Genomic DNA, 22,643 nt, shown 5'->3' with positions numbered 1-22,643 from the left:
AGCCCTACAGCAGTAGCGGTTCCTACACCTAAACCACCGCCCATAAAAAAAGGCAGCCCTAGGCTGCCTTTTCGACTTGAAGCTCACCGGCTTACCAGCCAGTCAGTTCCTTCAGTGCTTCCCCGATCTGAGCCAGTGAACGAACGGTTTTCACGCCCGCATCTTCCAGCGCCGCAAACTTCTCGTCTGCAGTACCTTTACCACCTGCAATGATGGCGCCAGCATGGCCCATACGTTTGCCCGGAGGTGCGGTAACACCCGCGATGTAGGATACAACCGGCTTAGAAACATTGGCTTTGATATACGCCGCTGCTTCTTCTTCGGCCGTACCACCGATTTCACCGATCATCACGATGGCTTCGGTTTGCGGATCCTTCTCGAACATCTCCAGGATGTCGATGAAGTTGGAACCCGGAATCGGGTCGCCACCGATGCCGACGCAAGAAGACTGACCGAAACCGTGGTCAGTGGTCTGCTTAACGGCTTCGTACGTAAGGGTACCGGAGCGAGACACGATGCCGACTTTACCCGGCTTGTGAATGTGGCCCGGCATGATGCCGATTTTGCACTCTCCCGGAGTGATCACGCCCGGGCAGTTCGGGCCAATCATACGCACGCCTTTACGGTCGACGTATTCTTTGGCTTTCAGCATGTCCAGTGTCGGGATGCCTTCGGTGATGCACACCACCAACTCAACGCCACTGTCAGCGGCTTCGATGATGGCGTCCAGGCAGAAGGCTGCCGGTACGTAGATTACAGAGGCGGTTGCGCCAGTGGCTTCAACCGCTTCACGAGCGGTGTTGAAGACTGGCAGGCCCAGATGAGTGGTACCACCTTTGCCCGGCGATACACCGCCGACCATCTGCGTTCCGTATTCAATGGCCTGTTCACTGTGGAAGGTGCCCTGAGAGCCGGTAAAGCCCTGGCAGATTACCTTGGTGTTCTTATCGATCAGTACGCTCATGCGGCACCTCCAGCTGCGCTAACCACTTTCTCGGCAGCATCGGTCAAGGAAGCGGCGGCAATGATGTTCAGGCCACTCTCGGCCAATTTCTTAGAGCCCAGTTCGGCGTTGTTGCCTTCCAGACGAACCACTACCGGCACTTTAACGCCCACTTCTTCAACGGCGCCGATGATGCCTTCTGCGATCATGTCGCAGCGCACGATGCCACCGAAGATGTTAACCAGTACGGCTTTAACAGAGGTGTCGGACAGGATGATCTTGAATGCTTCAGCAACGCGCTCTTTGGTCGCGCCACCACCGACGTCCAGGAAGTTAGCCGGTTGGCCACCGTGCAGCTTAACGATGTCCATGGTACCCATGGCCAGGCCCGCACCGTTAACCATGCAACCGATGTTGCCATCCAGAGCCACGTAGTTCAGTTCCCAGGCAGCGGCCTGCGCTTCACGCTCGTCTTCCTGAGACGGATCGCGCATGTCGGCGATCTGCTTCTGACGGAACAAGGCGTTGCCATCGACGTTGATCTTGGCATCCAGGCAATGCAGATTGCCTTCGTCGGTGATAACCAGCGGGTTCACTTCGATCAGCGCCAGGTCTTTGTCTTCGAACAACTTGGCCAGACCCAGGAAGATCTTGGTGAACTGCTTAACTTGTTCACCTTTGAGACCCAGCTGGAAAGCGATGTCACGCGCTTGAAACGGCTGAGCGCCGACCAGCGGATCGATCTGGGCACGCAGGATTTTCTCCGGCGTTTCTTCAGCCACTTTCTCGATTTCAACACCGCCTTCGGTGGAGGCCATAAAGACCACGCGACGGCTGCCACGGTCGAGAACGGCACTCAGGTACAGTTCCTGAGCGATGTCGGTGCAGGATTCAACCAGAATCTTGCTGACCGGCTGACCGTTTTCGTCCGTCTGGAAAGTCACCAGGTTCTGACCCAGCCACTTTTCGGAAAACTCGCGGATTTCAGCGTCGCTCTTGACCAGCTTCACACCACCGGCCTTACCACGGCCACCGGCGTGAACCTGGGCCTTAACGACCCACATGTCACCGCCGATTTTCTTGGCGGCAGCAACGGCTTCATCAGCGGTATCGCAGGCAAAGCCATCAGATACCGGCAAGCCGTACTCTTTGAACAGCTGCTTGGATTGATATTCGTGTAGGTTCATGGTTCTTTCCGTTTTTGAACGTGAGTGTTCAGGGAGAATTTTTTATTGTCGTCGGTTTCACCCGATTCGCACTCTGATTAGCGAATAAGAAAACCGGAGACAAGCTCCGGTTTTCTTCATCTATCAACGTTTCTTGCGATTAACTTTGTGGATGGCGATGTTGTCGACCGCCAGAGCCGCTTCGTGCACCGCTTCAGAATTGGTCGGGTGCGCGAAGCAGGTCAACTGCAGATCTTCGGCACTGGACGCGAATTCCAGAGCGATCACGCCCTGAGCAATCATTTCAGATGCTCCGGCAGCAAAGATGTGCATGCCCAATACCCGGTCAGTCTTGGCATCGGCAATGATCTTCACCTGGCCGTCTGTGGCGTTTTGCGCCATGGCACGACCGATAGCGGCCATCGGGAAGGCACCAACTTTGTAATCAACGCCTTCGTTTTTCAGCTCTTCTTCGGTCTTACCTACCCAGGCAATTTCCGGGTGGGTGTAGATCACGTTCGGAATGGCGTCGTAATTCATCTGAGCATTATGGCCGGCGATGATTTCCGCCACCATCAAGCCTTCTTCAGAACCTTTGTGCGCCAGCATCGGGCCACGCACCACGTCACCAATCGCGTAAACGCCCGGGACAGTGGTCGCGCACTGATCGTCTACCTGAACGAAGCCGCGCTCATCCAGATCAACGCCGCAGCCTTTATCCAGGCAACCTTCGGTGTAAGGACGACGGCCCACCGCAACGATGAGCTTGTCGAAGGTTTCCTTCTGCTCACCGTCAGCTGTTTCAAAGGTCACTTCGACTTTGTTCTTCTTCACTTCAGAACCGGTCACACGGGCACCCAGACGGATATCCAAACCTTCTTTCTTGGTGAAGTATTTCAGTGCGTCTTTGGCAATTCCCTGGTCAGCGGCGGCCAGGAATTTATCCATGGCTTCGAGAATGACCACTTCAGAACCCAGACGCTTCCAGACAGAGCCCAATTCCAGGCCGATAACACCGGCACCGATAACGCCCAAACGCTTAGGTACGGCATCAAATTCCAGAGCACCTTCCGAGTCGACGATGACATCGTCAGTCAGCGGTGTTGGTGGGATCTCTACCGGCACAGAACCGGTCGCCAGGATGACGTTCTTAGCTTCGAGAGTTTCGGTACTTCCATCGTGCAAGGTCACTTCCACAACCTTGTTCGACTTGAGCATGCCTTTGCCTTCAAAGGCCGTTACACCATTGCCTTTGAGCAAGCCCGCAACACCGCCGGTCAGTTGCTTAACAATGCCGGCTTTGCGATCGATCATGCCTTTGACGTCGATCTTCAGGTCTTTCAGGGAAATGCCATGCGTATCGAATTCGTGCTTGGCCTGGTGGAACTTCTCGGAGGATTCCAGCAGCGCCTTTGACGGGATACAACCGACGTTCAAGCAAGTACCGCCGTATGAAGGCTTCTCTTCTTTATCGAGCCATTTCTCGACGATGGCGGTTTTCAAACCCAGTTGACCCGCTTTAATCGCGGCAACATACCCACCCGGGCCAGAACCGATCACGACTACATCAAACTGTTTTGCCATCTGTTTTCTACCTTTAACGATGAGTTCCGGACCGAGCTGGCCGATTCAGCCAGCGCCGGTCCTAAATAATGCCGGTCCGCTATTACAGTTCGAGCAGGATGCGAGCCGGATCTTCAAGCATGTCTTTGATGGCGACCAGGAACTGTACCGCTTCCTTGCCGTCAATCAGACGGTGATCGTAAGACAGCGCCAGATACATCATCGGCAATACCTTAACTTCACCGTTTACCGCCATCGGACGTTCCTGGATTTTGTGCATACCCAGAATGGCCGTTTGTGGCGGGTTGAGGATAGGAGTCGACAGCAGTGAACCGAACACACCACCGTTGGTGATGGTAAAAGTACCACCCTGCATGTCTTCCAGACCCAGCTTGCCTTCTTGAGCACGCTTACCGAAGTCACGAATGGTGCTTTCCATCGTCGCCAGGCTCATCTGGTCGGTGTCGCGCAGTACCGGTACGACCAAACCGCGATCGCTGGAGACGGCTACGCCGATGTCGAAGTAGCCGTGATAAACGATGTCATCGCCGTCAATCGACGCATTCACTTCCGGGAAGCGCTTCAATGCTTCACTGGCCGCCTTGGTGAAGAAAGACATAAAGCCCAAGCGTGTGCCGTTGTGCGCTTTCTCGAAGGTGTCTTTGTAGCGAGCACGCAAATCCATGATCGGCTTCATGTTGACTTCGTTGAAGGTGGTCAACATAGCGGTGCTGTTCTTGGCGTCGAGCAGACGTTCAGCAACACGCTTACGCAGGCGCGTCATCGGAACACGCTTCTCAGTGCGCTGTCCGGCCGGAATGCCCGCGCTGGCCGTCGCAGACTGACCCTGAGGGATCATGCCTGGCGTGCTTTCTGCCGGAGCGTTGCTGGATTTACTGCCAGAACCGGCATTCACCACGTCTTCTTTGGTGATACGACCGCCTTTACCCGTGCCGGTAATGTCAGCCGCCGTCAGACCTTTCTCATCAGCCAGTTTACGGGCCGCCGGGCTCATAGCCGCATCCGGATCGCCACCGCCTTGGTCAGAAGACGATTGCGCAGACTCAGACTGCTCCGTTTTCTCTTCACTGGCTTTCTCGTCTGACTGACTGTCATCACCACCAGCGTCACTGCTGCCACTGGCGCCTTCTTCGAAGATGCCAATCACTTCCTGGCTTTCGACGGTTTCATCGACGTCTTTGATGATTTCTTTGATAACACCATCAGCCGGAGCCACGACTTCCAGCACGACTTTATCGGTTTCAATATCAACAATTAACTCATCGCGAGAACAGGCTTCGCCGGGCTTTTTGTGCCAAGTCGCAATCGTGCCGTCAGCGACGGACTCTGGAAATTGTGGAGCTTTAATATCTGTGGCCATCTGTACGGATCCTTAGTCGTAGAGCGTCGATCACTGAGCAAGCAAAATTGCTTCGTTAAGGAATTTTTCAAGTTGTTCAAGGTGCAGCGACATATAACCGGCCGCCGGTGACGCCGAAGCATCACGACCGGCATACGTCAGGTACAGGTCGGAATTGACTCGCTGCAGTACCTTGCGCATGTGGTGCTGACTGGAATACCAGGCGCCCTGGTTCATCGGCTCTTCCTGACACCAGACGACGTCTTTGAGCTTAGTGTAACCTTTCAGCGTTTCGTACAGGCGCTCTTCCGGGAACGGATACAGCTGTTCGATACGTACAATGGCTACGTTCTTAACCTCTTCGCTCTGACGTTTCTCGATCAGATCGTAATAGACCTTGCCGGAACACAGCACGACGCGTTCGACCTGTTTCGGATCGATGTCGCTGTTGGTTTCGTCAATGACCGTCTGGAAGCTGCCACTCGCCAGCTCTTCCAGGCTGGACGTGGCGTCTTTATGGCGCAGCAGGCTCTTCGGCGACATCACCACCAGCGGTTTACGCAGATTGCGACGCACCTGACGGCGCAGCATGTGGTAAACCTGAGCGGGCGTTGTCGGCATGCACACCTGGATGTTCTGCTCGGCGCACAGCTGCAGGAAACGCTCCAAGCGCGCGGAAGAGTGTTCCGGCCCCTGACCTTCGTAACCGTGCGGCAGCAACATCACCAAGCCACAGAGACGACCCCATTTGTGCTCACCTGAGGTGATGAACTGGTCGATCACCACCTGGGCACCGTTGGCGAAATCACCGAACTGAGCTTCCCAGATCACCAACGCATTCGGCGTGGTGGTTGAGTAGCCATATTCAAAGGCCACTACCGCCTCTTCCGACAGGAAGGAATCGTAGACTTCAAAGGTCGGCTGGTTTTCTTCCAGATGCGCCAGCGGCGTATAGGTGCTGCCATCTTTCTGATTGTGCAGTACCGCATGACGGTGACCGAAGGTACCCCGACCTGAGTCCTGACCGGTCATCCGTATCGGATGGCCTTCTTTGATCAGCGTTGCATAGGCCAGCAACTCGGCCATACCCCAGTTCAGTGCCAAGGCACCTTTGGCCATTTTTTCGCGGTCGGTAATTACCTTGCCGACCTGACGCTGCAGCGGGAAGCCTTCCGGCATCTGGTTGATTTCATCCGCCAGAGCCTGCAGCTCTTTCAGCGGCCAACTGGTGTCGTATTCATCAACCACCGGCTGATTCAGATAAGGCGTCCAGTCAACGAACAGCGACTTGTTCGGTTCTTTGACCAGAGACTTAACCACGTGCTCGCCTTTATCCAGCAGGTCGCGGTATTCGTCGGCCATCGACTTAACGGTATCCTGGCTGACCACCTTCTGCTCAACCAGCTGGTTGGCGTACAGCTCCAGCGTGCTCTTGCGTGAGCGAATGGCCTGATACATTAGCGGCTGAGTCATCGCCGGTTCATCGGCCTCGTTGTGACCACGACGGCGATAGCACACCAGATCGATAACCACATCGCGCTTGAATTGTTGACGGTAATCAACGGCCAGCTGGGTGACGAAAATAACCGCTTCAGGATCGTCGCCATTAACATGGAAGATCGGCGCCTGAACCATTTTGGCAATATCGGTGCAGTACTCGGTAGAGCGCGCATCGATCCGCTTAGAGGTGGTAAAACCAACCTGGTTATTGATGATGATGTGAATGGTGCCGCCGGTTGTGAACGCACGGGTTTGTGACGCCTGGAACGTTTCCATCACCACACCCTGACCCGCAAAAGCCGCATCACCATGAATATTGACCGGCACCACCTGGTTACCCTCGTGATCGCCACGGCGATCCTGACGAGCCCGTACTGAGCCGACCACAACGGGTGCGGCAATTTCCAAATGCGACGGGTTAAAGGCCAGCGCCAGGTGCACTTCGCCACCGGACGTCATGACGTTGGAGGAGAAACCCTGGTGGTATTTCACGTCACCGGAGCCCTGATCCAGGAAGGACTTACCTTCAAATTCTTCAAACAGATCGGCTGGGTTCTTACCGAGGATGTTGACCAGCATATTCAGGCGGCCACGGTGGGCCATACCGATCACTAACTCTTTGGCGCCGTAAGAACCGCTGCGCTGAATCAGCTCGTTCATCAGCGGAATCAACGACTCGCCACCTTCCAGACCAAAACGCTTGGTGCCTGGATACTTAGAGCCGAGGAACTTTTCCAGACCTTCAGCCGCCGTCAGGCGCTCAAGAATATGCTGACGCGCTTCATCGGAATAATCCGGACGTGAACGCACTGACTCCATACGCTGCTCAACCCAGCGGCGCTCGGCGGTGTTAACGATATGAGTGAATTCAGCGCCGATAGAGGAGCAATAAGTCTGCTCAAGGGCCGCAACAATTTCCTTCAGCGGGGCTTCGTTCTTACCAATATAGATGTTGCCGCACTGGAAAACGGTGTCTTCATCAGCCTGAGTCAGACCGTGATAATTCATATCCAGATCGGGAACCGGATCGCGTTCGGTCAAACCGAGCGGATCAAGCTGAGCTTTCTGGTGACCGCGAAAACGATAGGCTGTTACCAACTGGTGAACGCGCACCTGTTTGCGCTCGTGCTCGCTGACGATGCTCGGCGCCAACGTATCAGAGGCTACCTTGGGAGATTTGGCAAGCAACAGAAAATGATCACGAACCGGCGCGTGCGGGGTGTCGGTCGTTACCTGATCATTAATGTTGGGAAGCTTGTCGAATACCGCACGCCACTGTTCGGGAACGGAATTAGGATCAGCCAGATAGGCTTCGTACATCTCGTCAAGGTAGGTTTGGTTGCCGCCCGATAGATGGGACGTCGACCAAAGTTCCTCCATGGTGCCGTTTTGCATTGCTTGAACCCTGTTTGTTCAAAACCGCGGAAGAAATCATGATGCCCGCAGGCATCAACTCGAATTGTGCACTCTCTGCTCAGAAATCCCCAACAACATCACAGGCTGGAGCCGAACAAAACCCCGGCAGAGCCGGGGTTTCTGACCGCGAGAGACGCGGTTGTTCGTGTTTAGGTGGCGTTCGCCAACAGCATAGACCGAATGTGGCCAATTGCCCGCGTCGGGTTCAGCCCTTTAGGGCAGACACTGACACAGTTCATAATGCCACGGCAACGGAACACACTGAACGGATCGTCCAAATCGGCGAGACGATCAGCCGTGGCGGTATCACGGCTGTCCGCCAGAAAACGGTATGCCTGCAGCAAACCGGCCGGGCCGACGAATTTATCCGGGTTCCACCAGAACGACGGGCAAGAGGTGGAGCAGCAGGCGCACAGAATGCACTCATACAGACCATCCAGCTTGTCACGATCTTCAGGGCTTTGCAGACGCTCGATCGCCGGTGCAGGCTGATCGTTGATCAGGTATGGCTTGATCTTCTCGTACTGCTTGTAGAACACACCCATATCGACAACCAGGTCGCGGATGACCGGCAACCCTGGCAGCGGACGAATGACCAGCTTTTCACGGCCGCCCTTCACATCCGACAGATGGGTAATACAACCCAGGCCGTTCTTACCATTGATGTTCAGACCGTCCGAACCACACACGCCTTCACGGCAGGAACGACGATAAGAAACAGTGGTGTCCTGTTCTTTCACCAGGTTCAGAACGTCAAGGACCATCAGATCCTTGCCTTCCGGAATCTCAACCTCGTAGTCCTGCATATAGGGCTTCTTGTCGGTTTCCGGATTGTAACGATAGATACTGACTTTCATAGCGTGCTCCGAAAAGGCAACCGTTAGTAGGTGCGGACCTTGGGTTGGAAGGTGTCGACCGTCTTCGGCGAGAAGTTAACCGCGCGCTTGGCGATCGATTTATCCGCCGGCTTGAAGATGGAGTGGCACAGCCAGTTCTCATCATCGCGGTCCTGATAGTCTTCACGAGCGTGAGCACCACGGCTCTCAGTGCGCTGCTCTGCGGCAACTGCCGTCGCTTCAGCCACTTCCAGCAGGTTGGCCAGTTCCAGCGCTTCGATACGAGCGGTGTTGAACGCCTTACTCTTATCGTCGAGCTTAACCTTACCAACACGCTCGCGAATTTCCGCCAGCTTCTTCAGACCTTCGGCCATGCTCTTGCCTTCGCGGAATACGCCGAAGTGCAGCTGCATTGTGTTCTGCAGGTCTTTCTTCACAGCGGCAACGCTTTCGCCTTCGGTGGTGTTTTCCAAGGCGTTCAGACGCGCCATTGCACGATCGATGTCCTCGGCAGTCGCCGCATCGGATTCGTAGCCTTCGCGAATGGTTTTCTCGATTTGCATACCCGCTGCGCGACCAAAGACCACCAGGTCAAGCAAGGAGTTGCCACCCAGACGGTTGGCACCGTGAACCGATACACAAGCCGCTTCACCACAGGCGTACAGACCATCAATGACTTTGTCGTTGCCGTTTTCGTCCATCATCAGGGCTTGGCCGCCGATGTTGGTCGGAATGCCGCCCATCATATAGTGGCAGGTTGGCACCACAGGGATCGGCTCTTTAGCAGGGTCAACGTGGGCAAAGGTTTTAGACAGCTCAACAATACCCGGCAGACGGCTTTGCAGCAGTTCTTCACCCAAGTGATCGAGCTTAAGATAAACGTGATCGCCCTCTTCGCCGCCACCGCGACCTTCAAGGATTTCCAACACCATGGAACGTGCCACGACATCGCGGCCGGCCAGGTCTTTGGCGTTCGGCGCATAACGCTCCATAAAGCGCTCGCCGTCTTTATTGATCAAGTAGCCGCCTTCACCACGGCAACCTTCGGTGACCAGTGTGCCAGCGCCGTAAATACCGGTCGGGTGGAACTGCCACATTTCCATATCCTGAACGTGGAAGCCGGCACGCAATGCCATGCCGATACCGTCGCCCGTGTTGATCAGGGCATTCGTGGTAGACGCATAAATACGGCCCGCACCACCGGTCGCCAGCACGGTCGCTTTTGACTGGATATGAACAACGTCGCCGGTTTCGATTTCAATCGCAACGACGCCGGTGACCGCGCCCTTGGCGTTGGTCACCAGATCGACGGCATACCATTCATTAAGGAAAGACGTTCCGGCTTTCAGGTTGCCTTGATACAGCGTATGCAGCAGAGCGTGACCGGTACGGTCCGCCGCGGCACAGGTACGAGCAGCCTGAGTGGGGTTATCGGGGCCTTTGGACTGACCGCCAAACGGACGCTGGTAGATACGACCGTTTTCAAAGCGAGAGAACGGCAGACCCATATGGTCCAGTTCGAATACCGCTTCCGGGCCGACTGAACACATGTACTCGATCGCGTCCTGGTCACCGATGTAATCGGAACCTTTGACGGTGTCGTACATGTGCCAACGCCAATCATCATCCGGATCGGCACTGGCGATCGCGCAGGTAATACCACCCTGAGCAGATACGGTATGAGAACGCGTCGGAAACACTTTGGAAACCACAGCGGTATTCAAACCCGACTGTGCCAATTGCAGCGCTGCCCGCAGGCCGCTGCCGCCACCACCGACGACGATGGCGTCGTAGGTCATCGTTTTAATCTTAGCCATACCTTATACACCCCACACTGCGGACACACCGGCGACCAGATAAACAAAAGCGGTCACAGCGATCACAAACAAAACGATAAAGCGAACCCAGGCGTTTTTCAGATAATCAGTTGCGACGGTCCACATGCCCACCCAGATATGCCCGACCAAAGCCAGCAGCGTTACCAGAGTGTAGATTTTGACCCAGAACTGAGAAAACAATTGCTGCCATTCGGCATAACCGAGATCCGGGTTGGCAACAAAAACGCCCAGAATAAAGAGTGTGTAGGTGGCCAGGAGTACCGCGGAAATCCGCTGAATCATCCAGTCCGCAAGGCCGCTGCGCGACAGGTTCGTGATGCTTCTTACCATACCCAAACCCCCATCAATACAATGCCAGCAACAGCCAGTACCAGAGCAATACGAGAAGCCCAGGTACCGCCATTCAATGTTTCAGCATAACCAGCATCCATGATCAGGTGCTTAATGCCTGCAATAAAGTGATACACCACCAAAGAAAGAATGCCCCAGGTGATCAGTTTGGCCAGCGGATGGGTCAGGACGGCAGCGACCTGATCAAACCCCTGACGGGACTCGAGACTCAGGCCCAGCGCCCAGACCAGAAAGCCAACGGCGAAAAACAGGCCAACACCTGTGACACGGTGGATGATCGACGCTATCGCAGTGACCGGGAAACGTATCGTTCCCAGGTCAAGGTTCTTTGGTCGGTGATTGTTCACGGCAGTTCACTCTTATTGATGTGCAAGCCCTTTGGGGGCGGCTGGAACGGTCAAACCAACTACCAGGCACGGTTAAGGCAATTGGCCCGACCCCGAAATGCGCCGGAATTATAGTGACCGATTCCGACAATTACAAATGGATACAGGTCGGGAACGCAGTGTTTACGGGGGCCCCATAGGGTTCTGCTATTGTATCCATCGATTTTAACTTGCCATTGATACTTTTGGTTTAGACCAACTTCGGTCAAATTGACAAACGATCGCAACTCTCTATAGTTGTGCGCGATTTCGCACCCTGCGTCACAACTCTATCAAGATAGATGCAAGACAGTGCTTTTCCTGCTAGAGCGCTATCGTCTAAAGGTGCACTGTTTCACCCCTTTTGCGTCACCCTTTCCGACGCTTAACCCCGGCATTACAGAGGAGGCCCTCATGACTGACAAGACTGCCAAGTTGGTCATCGAAGGACGCGACCCAATCGAACTGCCTGTGCATTCCGGCACCATGGGTCCTGATGTTGTGGACGTTCGTTCACTGACTGCAAACGGTCTGTTTACCTACGACCCCGGCTTCGTTTCCACCGCATCCTGCGAGTCTGAAATTACCTACATCGACGGTGACCAAGGTGTGCTTTTGCACCGTGGCTACCCCATCGATCAATTGGCCAATAAAGCCGATTATCTCGACGTCTGCTACCTGCTGCTCTACGGAGATTTGCCCAGCGCAGATCAGAAAAAAGAGTTTCAGCATGTGATCAGCCACCACACCATGGTGCACGAGCAGATGCGTCAATTCTTCCAAGGCTTCCGCCGCGACTCTCACCCTATGGCGATCATGGTCGGTGTGGTTGGCGCGTTGTCGGCCTTCTATCACGACTCACTCGACATTACTAACGAGCGTCATCGTGAAGTCGCGGCTCATCGTCTGATCTCGAAGATGCCGACCCTGGCAGCGATGACCTATAAGTACTCCATCGGTCAGCCGTTTGTGTATCCGCGGAACGATCTGTCCTACGGTGGGAACTTCCTGCACATGATGTTCTCGAGCCCCGCTCAGGAATATCAGGTCAGCCCTACCCTGGCTCGCGCCATGGATAAAATCTTCACGCTGCACGCCGATCATGAGCAAAACGCCTCAACGTCGACCGTGCGTCTGGCCGGCTCCTCTGGTGCCAATCCGTTCGCCTGTATCGCAGCCGGTATTGCCGCGCTGTGGGGCCCGGCACACGGTGGTGCTAACGAAGCTGTGCTGACCATGCTTGAAGAAATCGGTGATGAATCGCGCATCGAAGAGTTCATTGCCCGCGCCAAGGACAAGGACGATCCGTTCCGTCTGATGGGCTTTGGTCATCGGGTTTATAAGAACTACGACCCGCGCGCCAAAGTGATGAAAGAAACCTGCGATGAAGTGCTGTCTGAACTGGGCGTCGGTAACGACCCTCTGCTGAAGATTGCCATGCGCCTGGAAAAAATCGCTCTGGAAGATGAATATTTCATCGAGAAAAAACTCTATCCGAACGTCGATTTCTATTCCGGCATCATCTTCAAAGCCCTGGGCATTCCGACCGATATGTTCACGGTTTTATTTGCCGTCGGCCGTACTCCAGGCTGGATTGCGCACTGGAAAGAGATGATCAGCGGCGCTTACCGCATTGGTCGTCCGCGTCAGCTGTACAAGGGTCACACCCAGCGCGACGTACCGGGCAAATAATCACTGCCCCATTAAAAAAAACCGGCTTTTGCCGGTTTTTTTTGGTCTGAATTCCATAAAAAAAGCGAGGCGCTGGCCTCGCTTTTTTTTGAACCGCGGCAAATTAAGCCGAGGTTTTTTTCTTCGCCGTTGCTTTGGCCTTAGGTTTGGCTTTGGCTTTCGATTTAGCCTTCGCTTTGGCCTTTGGCTTCGCTTTGGCGGGCGCCTCTACCTGCCACTGACCATCACGATAAAACGCCTTCCAGCCCGTTGCTTTGCCGCTGTCATCTTCCGTCATGACGTATTGTTCCTGAGTCTTACGGCTGTAACGAATCACGGTTGGGCGGCCATCGCCGTCTTCAGCGGGCGCATCCAGAATGTATTGATATTTGTCCGGCAGTTCCGCTTTGTGAGGCACCAATTCCTGCACTTGCGGCGGTCGTGTTTCCCGGTTTTTAGGGAACTGACTCGCTGCCAAAAACAGTCCGGACGCGCCGTCACGCAGTACATAGGTGTCATCCACTTTCTGACACGCCAGCTCGGGCATCTTAATCGGATCCATTTTCGGTGGTGCAGGCTCGCCACTGCGCAACAGCTTGCGGGTGTTCTTGCAGTCTTCGTTGGTACAGCCGAAGTACTTGCCAAAACGACCGCTCTTTAATTGCATCTCACTGCCGCACTTATCGCACTCCAGTGTCGGACCGTCGTAGCCTTTAATCTTGTATTGGCCCTGCTCGACTTTAAAGCCGGAACAATCCGGGTTATTGCCGCAGATATGCAATTTACGGTGTTCGTCGATCAGGTACGAATCCATCGCCGTACCACAGATATCACAACGTTCTTTGTGGCGCAGCGCCTGGGCTTCGGCTTCATCATCGTCATCATCGACGGACAAAGCTTCCTCGCCTGGGATCAGGTTCAGCGTGCCTTTGCAGCGCTCTTTGGGCGGCAGGTTGTAGCCTGAGCAACCCAGGAACACACCGGTGGTGCCGTTGCGGACCATCATCGGCCGACCGCATCGTGGGCATTCGATATCGGTCAGCGTCGGCTCATTAGCACGCATGCCGCCGTCATCCGACTCGGCCTGCTCCAACTGACGGGTGAAATCGGTGTAGAAGGAGTTCAGCACCTCTTTCCAGGTGCGCTCACCGGTGGCGATCTCATCGAGATACTCTTCCAGGCGCGCGGTGAACTGGTATTGCAGCAAATCGCTGAACGATTCCGTCAGGCGATCGGTCACAATGTCACCGATTTTTTCTGCGTAGAAACGCCGGTTTTGCAACCGGACATAGCCACGATCCTGAATGGTGGAGATGATCGACGCGTAGGTCGATGGCCGGCCAATGCCCTGCTTTTCCAACTCTTTAACCAACGACGCCTCGGTGTAACGCGCGGGCGGCTTGGTGAAGTGCTGTTTGGGTTCGAGCTGTTGCAGCGACATGGCGTCCTGAACGCTCAGGTCCGGCAATTCAGTCGCGTCATCCCCTTTGGCGGGCTGCGACATTACCCGGGTGTAACCGTCAAAAACGACCACTCGACCGCGGGCTTTCAGTTCGTAATCGCCCGTCTTAATCGTCAGCAGCGTGCTCTTATATTTGGCTGGCACCATCTGACAAGCGACGAAGCGCTGCCAGATCAACTCATAGAGGCGCTGTGCGTCGCGTTCCATGTCACTGAGGTCAGCACTGCGTCGATTGACGTACGAGGGCCGTATCGCTTCGTGCGCTTCCTGAGCACCTTCCCGGCTGCCATAGACCGCTGGCTTTTCGGGCAGGTAGTTATCGCCGTACTCGTCACCAATAAACTCACGCGCAGAATTGACCGCCTCCGCACTGAGGTTGGTTGAGTCGGTTCGCATATAGGTGATGTGACCGGCCTCGTAAAGGCGCTGCGCCATGGTCATGGTTTTCTTAACGCTGTAACCCAAGCGGGTACTGGCGGCCTGTTGCAGCGTCGAGGTAATGAATGGCGCTGACGGGCGCGACTGCGTCGGTTTGTCTTCACGATCGGTAATGGTCAGCGGCAATTCACGCAGGCGTTCAACGTGCGCCTGGCTTTGCTCAGCATTCACCGGCCGGTATTTTTCGCCCTGATAATGGGTGACCTCAAAACGCACTTGAGCGCCCGCGGGGCTCTGAGTCAATGCATGAAGGTCCCAAAATTCTTCCGGGGTAAAGGCGCGAATTTCACGTTCGCGCTCAACAATTAACCGGACCGCCACCGACTGCACACGGCCAGCACTCAGACCGCGAGCCACTTTCGCCCACAACAGCGGCGATACCATATAGCCGACAACGCGATCGAGAAAACGACGCGCCTGCTGCGCATTAACCCGGTTCAGGTCCAGCTCACCGGGCTGTTCAAACGCGCCCTGAATGGCTTTTTTGGTGATCTCGTTAAAGACCACACGACGGTATTTTTCCGGCGCCTGGCCAATACTTTCCTGAAGGTGCCAGGCAATGGCTTCCCCTTCACGGTCCAAATCCGTCGCGAGATAGATGGCATCGGCTGACTTGGCCAGACGACGTAATTCATCGACAACTTTTTCTTTGCCTGGCAGCACTTCGTAATGGGCTTCCCAGTCTTTATCCGGGTTGATGCCCATGCGCGCAATCAACTGTTCCTTGGCTTTGCGCTGCTTGTGGCGTGCCTTTTGTTCCGGTGACATCTTGCGAGTTTCCGCCGCCTGGCGAGCGCGCGCCTTGGCATCCACCGGCTTGGACTGGCCGCTGGTGGGCAGGTCACGAATGTGGCCCACCGAGGACTTAACGATAAAATCGTTGCCCAGGTAGCGGTTGATCGTCTTGGCTTTGGCCGGAGACTCGACAATGACCAGTGATTTACCCATGCGTTTTAATTCCGCCTATCGCTTCCTTTTATATACTTAGCTCACGACCCGCTGAAGGCGCAAGAGGCGCAGACGTATATACGCTTGAATCAGCGAGGTCAAGTTTTCGAGTGACCAGGACGACCCCGAAAAATCCGCTTCCACGCCGATAACACCCGGCTTTGCGCCACATAGCGATGCGAAATTAGGCCCCGACTTTAACGCCACCCGGTTGGGTAGCAAACGCTGGAAAACACCGTCCATCCAACCTTCTCGGACCGCTTTCGTTGTGGTCACACACGAATCAATATCACTTTCACCCCAAGCCAAGGCCTTTTATAGTGACTTGACGACAACATAATTGCGCCCATCGGCCGATACCCTATCGTAATCGGGGTTCAGGCCGTATGCATTTGCCTGATATTGGCTAAACGAAGGAGTCTGCTGGCGTGTCTTTTTTTGCCATTATCGCCATCATTTTATTGATTGGCCTGATGTTTGGTGGCCTCTATATCAGCCGATTGGCGCACCAACGCGAAGTGGAAGACAGCGAACTGCGCGAAGCATTGCGAGTTCGTCGCTCGCGCCAGCACAAAGTGGAAGAATTATTCGACACCCTAATGTCTTATGACCGCAACCCCGAGCTCTTGATGCACCTTCAATCCATGCTGATTGACGACGCTCAAAGCCTGATAGAACTCGCACCTGACGACAAACATTCACAAGAACGCCTGCAATATTATCAGGACCTCGAGCGAACCATCGAAGCGCTGGGTGATAATGCCAATCAACCAATTACACCGACAACAGACCGTGAAATTCTGTTGATGAAACGTCATTTCAATCGCACCGCCAAGCTCATCAAACGACGCATCACTGATGGCGCGTTAACCGAAGGCGAAGCGGATGTTCATCTCGAGCGACTGCGTCGTCGCACCTTAGAGCTGGAAGCGGAAGCCTATAAATTCCAAGCCGTACAGGCGCGCGATAATGGCGATCTGGCGATGGCTGCAGCTTATTATAAGCACGCCAAGGACATGCTGATTAACTCTGATATTCACTACGAAGAAAAGACGGAGCAAATCCGTAAATTGTCACGATTGATCGCGGGACTTTATACCTCGGAGTTTGAAGAATCCGAGAACGAATCCGATGCCAAAGCCTTACCTAATGCCAGCCAATCCGCTTCAGATAAGGGCTGAATCCATTTAAACCGCTCAACAATCTCCCCTTCCCACTCAGCTTGGGATTCGAAGCTTTCCAACGGGCGAACCCAAAGATCGAAATCCCCGTATAAGCACTGATAAACCACCAAGGGTGCTTCAGTTTCACTGTGGCGGGAAAGGCCAATAACTCGGTAAGTTGGCCCTTTAAAATGTTGATAGATGCCTGGTTTTACCACGGCCACGCTCACTCCCATTCTGATAAAAAAACCAGCCAAGGTTGAAGACGCCTGGCTGGTTTATCTCAGTATCGATCGTCAATTAAGAACTTAAACAGGTACGGCGAAAGGTGTCGTCCAAATTCAACGGCAGCACCAGAGTGCTGAAACGCAAGGTGTTAGAAGCTGAACATAAATCGGTGACAGCAGCGTCATCAATATCACTGTCCGTAAAGGGCTCTGGCGCGACCGCGGCGTCCCTCAGATCAGCATCCTCTTCTGGGTATTCAGCGTTAAGTACGGGTTTACTGGCATTAATAAAGGGCACCAGTAAGTCACACTCGTCGTATTGAAAGCACTGTTCATTCACCGAGAAATCGTAGTATTCGACCAGATCATCAACCTGGTCCAAGTCGTTTTTCAAACCGACAGAAAGATTTCGCTTGTGCGCTTCATTCGCAATAAATCGGTTATAAGCCAATTGATCACGAGCGGTAAAATTGAAGCCCGGATCGTTCAGATAACCATCCATATTGTCCGGCTCGACACCGTCACAGCCCTTATTAACAGCGGTGTCCAGGCGCGCCTTCATGATGCGGTGCACATTGGTGGATCGAATATCGAGCCAACGCTCATCGTCCCAACCATCCAACGTATTACCCAGTTCATTCCCGGCAAAATCACCTTCGTCATCGCGCCAGTCTTCGTATGAGCCGGCGGAGAAATAACAAATAACCTTGTGACTGCCTTTCAAGGTGGCAATGTCGGCAGCGGAGGTATCGAACAAATCCACATCGTAGATATCAACGCTGTAACCGGTGTTCAAGGTGTCACCACTGGGGACCAACAACTGCCATTGCCAGGTCGCTTCAACCGCAGGCTGATACCAGGTACCACCGGTTATCGGATCCACATCAACCGGTAATGGCATGGTGCGGTTCATTACCGATGACCCAGATACCTGACATCCGGATAATACAATCACAAAAAGACCGACCAGAAACCCAACTGCTTTCATGGGTGCACTCGCTTGTAGGAGATCAGGAAAAATACCATCTGAGGCACCGGCTCTGAACCGCCCCCTGACAGCGGGGCAATTCTAGCCCAAGCAATCTCACTGCGATGGATTATTTGTGCAACACTTTGTTATTGGCGCTGTTCAATGCCCCCGCAACGCACTATATTACCGCCGCCGAAAAGATAGAGACCGGTTCGGTTATTCCGGTCCCCGCGCCAGCGGGATGCAGTCGTTTCCAGCGAACCCACGGCACCACCGATGTTAAACCCGGATGGTGCTGTGACGACAACTGCCTGTCTTGTCATGCGCCATCACTGTTCTATGAGGATGCCATGACCAACACTCGCATACTGATTACCGCTCAACTCTTCATTTCCTGCATGATGGCTTTATTGATGTCCGGCATTATGTCGGCCATTTCATTGGGCTTTTCCATGCTCTGGCTGTATGTGTGGTTGCAGAATTTCCTGATAGCCTGGCCGATAGCCTTTGTGTTATCGATGCTGGTCAGCAAGCTGGCCTTCTGGTTGGCCTTTAAGCTTTTCGCCCGGTTTGAGAAGACCGTCTGACCAGCCGTGCTAACCCACCAAGCGCTCTTCGTCGCGCAGCGTTAATACTTCATAACCATTGTCGGTAACGGCAATGGTATGTTCCCACTGTGCCGATAGCTTCTTATCGGCCGTCACCACGGTCCAGCCATCGGGTTTGGTTCTGACCTTGGCCTTGCCTTGGTTAATCATGGGCTCGATGGTGAAGGTCATGCCGGCCTCCAGCGGCAGGCCTGTTCCGGCCCGGCCGTAGTGCAATACCTGTGGTGCTTCATGCATCTCAGTGCCAATGCCGTGGCCACAGTATTCACGGACGACGCTGTATCCCTGGCGTTGTGCATAGTGTGCAATCGCATGGCCAATATCGCCCAGTGTCGCCCCCGGACGGACCAATTCAATACCCTGCCACATCGCTTTATAGGTGTGATCGACCAATCGCTGAGCCTGGGGAGAAACGACGCCAATGCGATACATTTTACTGGAATCGGCGATATAGCCATTCTTTTCCAGTGTAATGTCGATATTGACAATATCGCCGTCTTTCAGGAATTGCGTTGCCGATGGGACACCGTGGCACACGACCCGATTGATCGACGAGTTCAATACATAAGCGTACCCATACTGCCCTTTGCTGGCGGGCCGGGCGTGAAGCTCGTCGACGATATAGCGCTCAACCCAGTCGTTAATCTGCATGGTTGAAACGCCGGCAGTGATCTTGGTATCCAGATACGCGAAAACCGTTGCCAACAGCCGCCCTGACTCACGCATCCGAGCAAGCTGATCGGCATTCTTCAGACTAATGGTGCTCAAGGCTGACCTTCTCCAGATCGACCGAGGCTCGATTCATTTGTTCGCGGATGATGTCACTGAACGTTAACTGTGGATTGGCTTCGGCTAGCATGCCTATTTTCAGCCAGAATTCGGCTTGAGCGTTGATCGAACGCACCATGGCGGCGCTGGCTTTACGCACTTCGTCGTGCATTTCATCGCTGATTTTAACAATGCCCATAACGGCCTCGATATATGATTCGTATACACATCATATATTCGCATGGGATCACAAACAAGCGCTTGCTTGACTTAGCCTCAGCTGCGCGGGGATGACCAACGCTTTAACTTTGGAATTTGTCGCGCAGATAACCAAGCCAATAAAGCAGGAAACCCCTGCTCCTTCATCTTGCTGATGCAGAATTGCTGCATCTGCTCCACACTGAAGTCTGGCTGAGTAAAAACACCATCCTGATAACAATAATGGCAATAAAGTGCGCTCTTGCGTCCGTTGGACTCGGTGCCCGCGATGGCGGCATCTCCTTTCATCGGCATACCGCAGCTTTGACATTGATTCTTCACAAGCACTCCCAATAGCGTTAATACTGCTTAATACTCTAGGCAAGCTTGCCAAAAGCGAACACTTTTATTTACCCCTTTGAATTACCGGTTTCCTACCCAACCTAAATAAGCTCCTTCGTTAAAAGGAGTGTTACATGTTTGTGTTATCCGGTATTTATTTACTATTAGGCCTCGTGCTACTGGGAGGTGGCAGCTGGCTCATCATCTTGGGTGGAAGCTGGTATTACGCGCTGGCAGGCCTTGTCCTGGTTGCCATAGCTACAGCCGCCCTCAAAAACCGCCGCTGGGCTCAGTGGCTCTACGCAGCGCTGTTAGTCACCACAGCACTCTGGGCCCTGACTGAATCAGGCTTACAGTGGTGGCCATTAGCAACGCGCCTTGGCCTGCTTTTATTATTGGCCATTCCGTTGTTATTACCCCTGCGATTGAAATCGCCTGGCGTCGCCGTTTTAGCGCCGGTGTGGGCAATTGTTGGTATCGGTTTATTATCGACCCTGGCGCTCAACCCAACGCAGATGGAAGGTCAGATCGATTCCTCCCAATTGGCGAATGCATCTCTGGGCGGTACGCCTGACGACAGTTGGCACGCCTACGGGCGAAACAACTACGGGCAACGGTATTCACCGCTGGATCAGATCACTGTCGATAATGTCGGCGAGCTGGAACTCGCTTGGCAATATCAGACGGGTGATCGCAAAGGCCCGAACGACGTTACTGAAACCACTTATGAGGCGACTCCGCTAAAAATTGGCAACAGCCTGTACCTATGCACACCGCACAACTGGCTGATTGCGCTCGATGCGGATACGGGTGAAGAGCAATGGGTCTACGATGCTCAGGTTCCGGCAGAAAGTCAGCGTCAGCACCAAACCTGTCGCGGTGTGTCTTTTTTGCCGCCGACGAGTGGCAGTGCGGATGATCTGAATACCCTCCCCCAAACAACGCCAGCGCAAAATCTCGACAGCATCAATTGTGATGCACAGCTCTTTATGCCGACCTCCGATGCGCGACTCCTGGCTGTCGACCCTGAAACCGGCGCCCGTTGCGCCAACTTTGCAAACGATGGTGTGCTGGATCTGATGCACAACATGCCGTTTCAACAAAGTGGCTATTACTATTCCACATCCCCGCCTGTTGTAGCCGATGGCAAGGTGGTCGTCGCGGGCTCGGTTAACGATAATTACGACACCCAGTCACCCTCCGGTGTTATCCGTGCTTACGATGCGAAAAGTGGCGAACTGATCTGGAATTGGGACCCGGCCAACCCGGACGACACCACCCCGATCGCCGAAGACGAAACCTACTCCACCAGCTCGCCCAACAGTTGGTCAGTCGCCAGCGCCGATGAAGAACTCGGGTTGGTTTACTTTCCGATGGGCAACCGCACGCCCGATCAATTGGGCATGTACCGCACCGAGAATGAAGAACGCTTTGCGTCGTCCGTCGTCGCGCTCAGCTTGCAAAGTGGTCAGGTGGAATGGGTACAGCAGTTTGTCCACCACGACCTGTGGGACATGGATACCCCGGCTCAACCGGTATTGCTTGACCTGGACACCGACAGCGGTCGTCAGCCCGCTCTGGTTGTGCCAACCAAGCAAGGCGATGTTTATGTCCTGAATCGTGCGACCGGTGAACCGATCATTCCGGTGACTGAACAGCCAGCTCCACAGGGCGCCATCGAGGGTGACTACACCGCCGAGACCCAGCCGATCTCGGGCTTAAGTTTCCGGCCACCTACGATGCGTGAGGCCGACATGTGGGGGGCGACCCTGATCGACCAAATGATCTGTCGCATTAAATTTCAGTCGTTGGATTATCGTGGCCAGTACACGGCCCCCTCTGAGCAAGGCACCCTGGTCTATCCGGGGAACTTTGGTGTGTTCAATTGGGGCAGCATTGCCGTTGATCCCAATCAACAGGTCATGTTTGGCATGCCGCTCTATCTGGCATTTACCTCCAAGCTGGTTCCCAAAGACGGTCAGGACCTGGGCGAAACCAACCAAGGAGAAGCCGGTATTAATGAGAACGCCGGCGCACCTTATGCGGTGGACATGAAACCCTTCCTGTCGCCATTGGGTGTCCCCTGCCAGCAACCGCCCTGGGGTTATGTCGCCAGTGCAGACTTGACGACCGGTGAGATCATTTACCGTCACAAAAACGGCACCATCCGCGATATGACCGCGCTGCCCTTGCCCATCGAAATGGGCGTACCGGGTATTGGTGGGCCAATCATCACGGCCGGCGGTGTGTCGTTTCTGGCAGCAACGGTTGATGATTATCTGCGTGCTTACAACCTCAGCAATGGTGAACAACTCTGGCAAGCTCGCTTACCCGCCGGTGGCCAGGCAACACCAATGACGTACTTAAACAGCCAGGACGAACAAATGGTGGTTTTGGTTGCCGGTGGCCATGGATCCATTGGCACGACCATTGGCGATTACGTCGTGGCTTATAAACTGCCCTGAACAACACCACTCAGGCACTCAAAACCCGGCTCAGTGCCGGGTTTT

At 54.3% G+C, this 22,643-nt stretch carries 19 protein-coding genes; 4 read left to right on the top strand and 15 right to left on the bottom strand.

The genetic code is table 11. The features are described 5' to 3' along the window. Window positions 1-91: 91 nt before the first annotated feature. The 9 genes from sucD to sdhC all read right to left on the bottom strand — a co-directional run bounded on the left by sucD (window position 92) and on the right by sdhC (window position 11,320). Window positions 92-964 carry a succinate--CoA ligase subunit alpha gene (sucD, locus tag BGP77_RS13375; RefSeq protein WP_108165223.1) on the bottom strand — a complete coding sequence of 291 codons (873 nt, stop codon included), beginning with the start codon at window positions 962-964 and terminating at the stop codon, window positions 92-94. Beyond that, window positions 961-2,130 carry an ADP-forming succinate--CoA ligase subunit beta gene (sucC, locus tag BGP77_RS13370; RefSeq protein WP_108165222.1) on the bottom strand — a complete coding sequence of 390 codons (1,170 nt, stop codon included), beginning with the start codon at window positions 2,128-2,130 and terminating at the stop codon, window positions 961-963. The genes sucD and sucC overlap by 4 nt, the downstream gene beginning before the upstream one ends. A gap of 123 nt (window positions 2,131-2,253) precedes the next feature. After that, a complete protein-coding gene (gene lpdA, locus BGP77_RS13365) occupies window positions 2,254-3,693 on the bottom strand; it encodes a dihydrolipoyl dehydrogenase (RefSeq protein ID WP_108165221.1) in 1,440 nt (479 codons plus the stop codon). An 82-nt stretch (window positions 3,694-3,775) separates the two neighbouring features. Then, a complete protein-coding gene (gene odhB, locus BGP77_RS13360) occupies window positions 3,776-5,053 on the bottom strand; it encodes a 2-oxoglutarate dehydrogenase complex dihydrolipoyllysine-residue succinyltransferase (RefSeq protein WP_108165220.1) in 1,278 nt (425 codons plus the stop codon). A 30-nt stretch (window positions 5,054-5,083) separates the two neighbouring features. Further along, a complete protein-coding gene (locus BGP77_RS13355; protein WP_108165219.1) occupies window positions 5,084-7,927 on the bottom strand; it encodes a 2-oxoglutarate dehydrogenase E1 component in 2,844 nt (947 codons plus the stop codon). Between the two features lie 170 nt (window positions 7,928-8,097). Further along, window positions 8,098-8,805, bottom strand: a complete 708-nt coding sequence (locus BGP77_RS13350; protein ID WP_108165218.1) for a succinate dehydrogenase iron-sulfur subunit — start codon at window positions 8,803-8,805, stop codon at window positions 8,098-8,100. A gap of 23 nt (window positions 8,806-8,828) precedes the next feature. Then, window positions 8,829-10,601 carry a succinate dehydrogenase flavoprotein subunit gene (sdhA, locus tag BGP77_RS13345; RefSeq protein ID WP_108165217.1) on the bottom strand — a complete coding sequence of 591 codons (1,773 nt, stop codon included), beginning with the start codon at window positions 10,599-10,601 and terminating at the stop codon, window positions 8,829-8,831. A 3-nt stretch (window positions 10,602-10,604) separates the two neighbouring features. Then, window positions 10,605-10,952 (bottom strand): succinate dehydrogenase, hydrophobic membrane anchor protein, encoded by a 348-nt coding sequence (sdhD, locus tag BGP77_RS13340; protein ID WP_108165216.1) that lies wholly within the window; start codon window positions 10,950-10,952, stop codon window positions 10,605-10,607. Continuing rightward, on the bottom strand, window positions 10,946-11,320 hold the full coding sequence (sdhC, locus tag BGP77_RS13335; RefSeq protein WP_108165215.1) for a succinate dehydrogenase, cytochrome b556 subunit: 375 nt from the start codon (window positions 11,318-11,320) through the stop codon (window positions 10,946-10,948). Before sdhC ends, sdhD begins: the two co-directional genes overlap by 7 nt. 432 nt (window positions 11,321-11,752) lie before the next feature. Between sdhC and gltA the strand changes: the two genes are divergently transcribed. Continuing rightward, window positions 11,753-13,030 (top strand): citrate synthase, encoded by a 1,278-nt coding sequence (gene gltA / locus BGP77_RS13330; RefSeq protein ID WP_108165214.1) that lies wholly within the window; start codon window positions 11,753-11,755, stop codon window positions 13,028-13,030. A 103-nt stretch (window positions 13,031-13,133) separates the two neighbouring features. Here gltA and topA read toward each other — a convergent pair whose 3' ends face one another. Then, entirely contained in the window at window positions 13,134-15,857 is a 2,724-nt protein-coding gene (gene topA / locus BGP77_RS13325; protein ID WP_108165213.1) for a type I DNA topoisomerase, read from the bottom strand. A 428-nt stretch (window positions 15,858-16,285) separates the two neighbouring features. Here topA and BGP77_RS13320 point away from each other — a divergent pair, with 428 nt between their 5' ends. Then, the gene (locus BGP77_RS13320; protein ID WP_108165212.1) at window positions 16,286-17,038 is read left to right on the top strand and encodes a hypothetical protein; all 753 of its coding nucleotides are present in this window, start codon (window positions 16,286-16,288) and stop codon (window positions 17,036-17,038) included. Here BGP77_RS13320 and BGP77_RS13315 read toward each other — a convergent pair. Beyond that, complete coding sequence (locus BGP77_RS13315; RefSeq protein ID WP_199224323.1) at window positions 16,951-17,256, bottom strand: DUF1653 domain-containing protein; 306 nt, start codon at window positions 17,254-17,256, stop codon at window positions 16,951-16,953. The genes BGP77_RS13320 and BGP77_RS13315 overlap by 88 nt on opposite strands. 64 nt (window positions 17,257-17,320) lie before the next feature. Then, on the bottom strand, window positions 17,321-18,235 hold the full coding sequence (locus BGP77_RS13310; protein ID WP_108165211.1) for an endo alpha-1,4 polygalactosaminidase: 915 nt from the start codon (window positions 18,233-18,235) through the stop codon (window positions 17,321-17,323). A 125-nt stretch (window positions 18,236-18,360) separates the two neighbouring features. Here BGP77_RS13310 and BGP77_RS18255 point away from each other — a divergent pair, with 125 nt between their 5' ends. After that, window positions 18,361-18,804 (top strand): DUF2798 domain-containing protein, encoded by a 444-nt coding sequence (locus BGP77_RS18255; protein ID WP_233252358.1) that lies wholly within the window; start codon window positions 18,361-18,363, stop codon window positions 18,802-18,804. Window positions 18,805-18,813: 9 nt separating this feature from the next. Here the strand turns inward: BGP77_RS18255 and map are convergent, their stop codons facing one another. The 3 genes from map to BGP77_RS13290 form a co-directional block, all read right to left on the bottom strand. Continuing rightward, window positions 18,814-19,551, bottom strand: a complete 738-nt coding sequence (gene map / locus BGP77_RS13300; protein ID WP_370446857.1) for a type I methionyl aminopeptidase — start codon at window positions 19,549-19,551, stop codon at window positions 18,814-18,816. Between the two features lie 28 nt (window positions 19,552-19,579). After that, a complete protein-coding gene (locus BGP77_RS13295; RefSeq protein WP_108165209.1) occupies window positions 19,580-19,792 on the bottom strand; it encodes a ParD-like family protein in 213 nt (70 codons plus the stop codon). 77 nt (window positions 19,793-19,869) lie between these two features. After that, window positions 19,870-20,133: a zinc ribbon domain-containing protein gene (locus tag BGP77_RS13290; protein WP_108165208.1), complete on the bottom strand. Its 264-nt coding sequence runs from the start codon at window positions 20,131-20,133 to the stop codon at window positions 19,870-19,872. Between the two features lie 134 nt (window positions 20,134-20,267). Between BGP77_RS13290 and BGP77_RS13285 the strand changes: the two genes are divergently transcribed. After that, the gene (locus BGP77_RS13285; RefSeq protein WP_108165207.1) at window positions 20,268-22,598 is read left to right on the top strand and encodes a glucose/quinate/shikimate family membrane-bound PQQ-dependent dehydrogenase; all 2,331 of its coding nucleotides are present in this window, start codon (window positions 20,268-20,270) and stop codon (window positions 22,596-22,598) included. The last annotated feature ends 45 nt before the right edge of the window (window positions 22,599-22,643 follow it).

It is taken from the genome of Saccharospirillum sp. MSK14-1 (genome assembly GCF_003054965.1).
In the GTDB taxonomy this organism is placed as follows: domain Bacteria; phylum Pseudomonadota; class Gammaproteobacteria; order Pseudomonadales; family Natronospirillaceae; genus Saccharospirillum.
Note: the sequence above shows the minus strand (reverse complement) of the source record. Positions and strands in the feature narration are given on the sequence as shown.

What these genes read in the sequence shown, in the direction of transcription:
- sucD (WP_108165223.1), bottom strand. Translation starts at nt 964, where the DNA reads ATGAGCGTACTGATCGATAAGAACACCAAGGTAATCTGCCAGGGCTTT.
- sucC (WP_108165222.1), bottom strand. Translation starts at nt 2,130, where the DNA reads ATGAACCTACACGAATATCAATCCAAGCAGCTGTTCAAAGAGTACGGC.
- lpdA (WP_108165221.1), bottom strand. Translation starts at nt 3,693, where the DNA reads ATGGCAAAACAGTTTGATGTAGTCGTGATCGGTTCTGGCCCGGGTGGG.
- odhB (WP_108165220.1), bottom strand. Translation starts at nt 5,053, where the DNA reads ATGGCCACAGATATTAAAGCTCCACAATTTCCAGAGTCCGTCGCTGAC.
- BGP77_RS13355 (WP_108165219.1), bottom strand. Translation starts at nt 7,927, where the DNA reads ATGCAAAACGGCACCATGGAGGAACTTTGGTCGACGTCCCATCTATCG.
- BGP77_RS13350 (WP_108165218.1), bottom strand. Translation starts at nt 8,805, where the DNA reads ATGAAAGTCAGTATCTATCGTTACAATCCGGAAACCGACAAGAAGCCC.
- sdhA (WP_108165217.1), bottom strand. Translation starts at nt 10,601, where the DNA reads ATGGCTAAGATTAAAACGATGACCTACGACGCCATCGTCGTCGGTGGT.
- sdhD (WP_108165216.1), bottom strand. Translation starts at nt 10,952, where the DNA reads ATGGTAAGAAGCATCACGAACCTGTCGCGCAGCGGCCTTGCGGACTGG.
- gltA (WP_108165214.1), top strand. Translation starts at nt 11,753, where the DNA reads ATGACTGACAAGACTGCCAAGTTGGTCATCGAAGGACGCGACCCAATC.
- topA (WP_108165213.1), bottom strand. Translation starts at nt 15,857, where the DNA reads ATGGGTAAATCACTGGTCATTGTCGAGTCTCCGGCCAAAGCCAAGACG.
- BGP77_RS13315 (WP_199224323.1), bottom strand. Translation starts at nt 17,256, where the DNA reads ATGGGAGTGAGCGTGGCCGTGGTAAAACCAGGCATCTATCAACATTTT.
- BGP77_RS13310 (WP_108165211.1), bottom strand. Translation starts at nt 18,235, where the DNA reads ATGAAAGCAGTTGGGTTTCTGGTCGGTCTTTTTGTGATTGTATTATCC.
- map (WP_370446857.1), bottom strand. Translation starts at nt 19,551, where the DNA reads ATGCGTGAGTCAGGGCGGCTGTTGGCAACGGTTTTCGCGTATCTGGAT.
- BGP77_RS13295 (WP_108165209.1), bottom strand. Translation starts at nt 19,792, where the DNA reads ATGGGCATTGTTAAAATCAGCGATGAAATGCACGACGAAGTGCGTAAA.
- BGP77_RS13285 (WP_108165207.1), top strand. Translation starts at nt 20,268, where the DNA reads ATGTTTGTGTTATCCGGTATTTATTTACTATTAGGCCTCGTGCTACTG.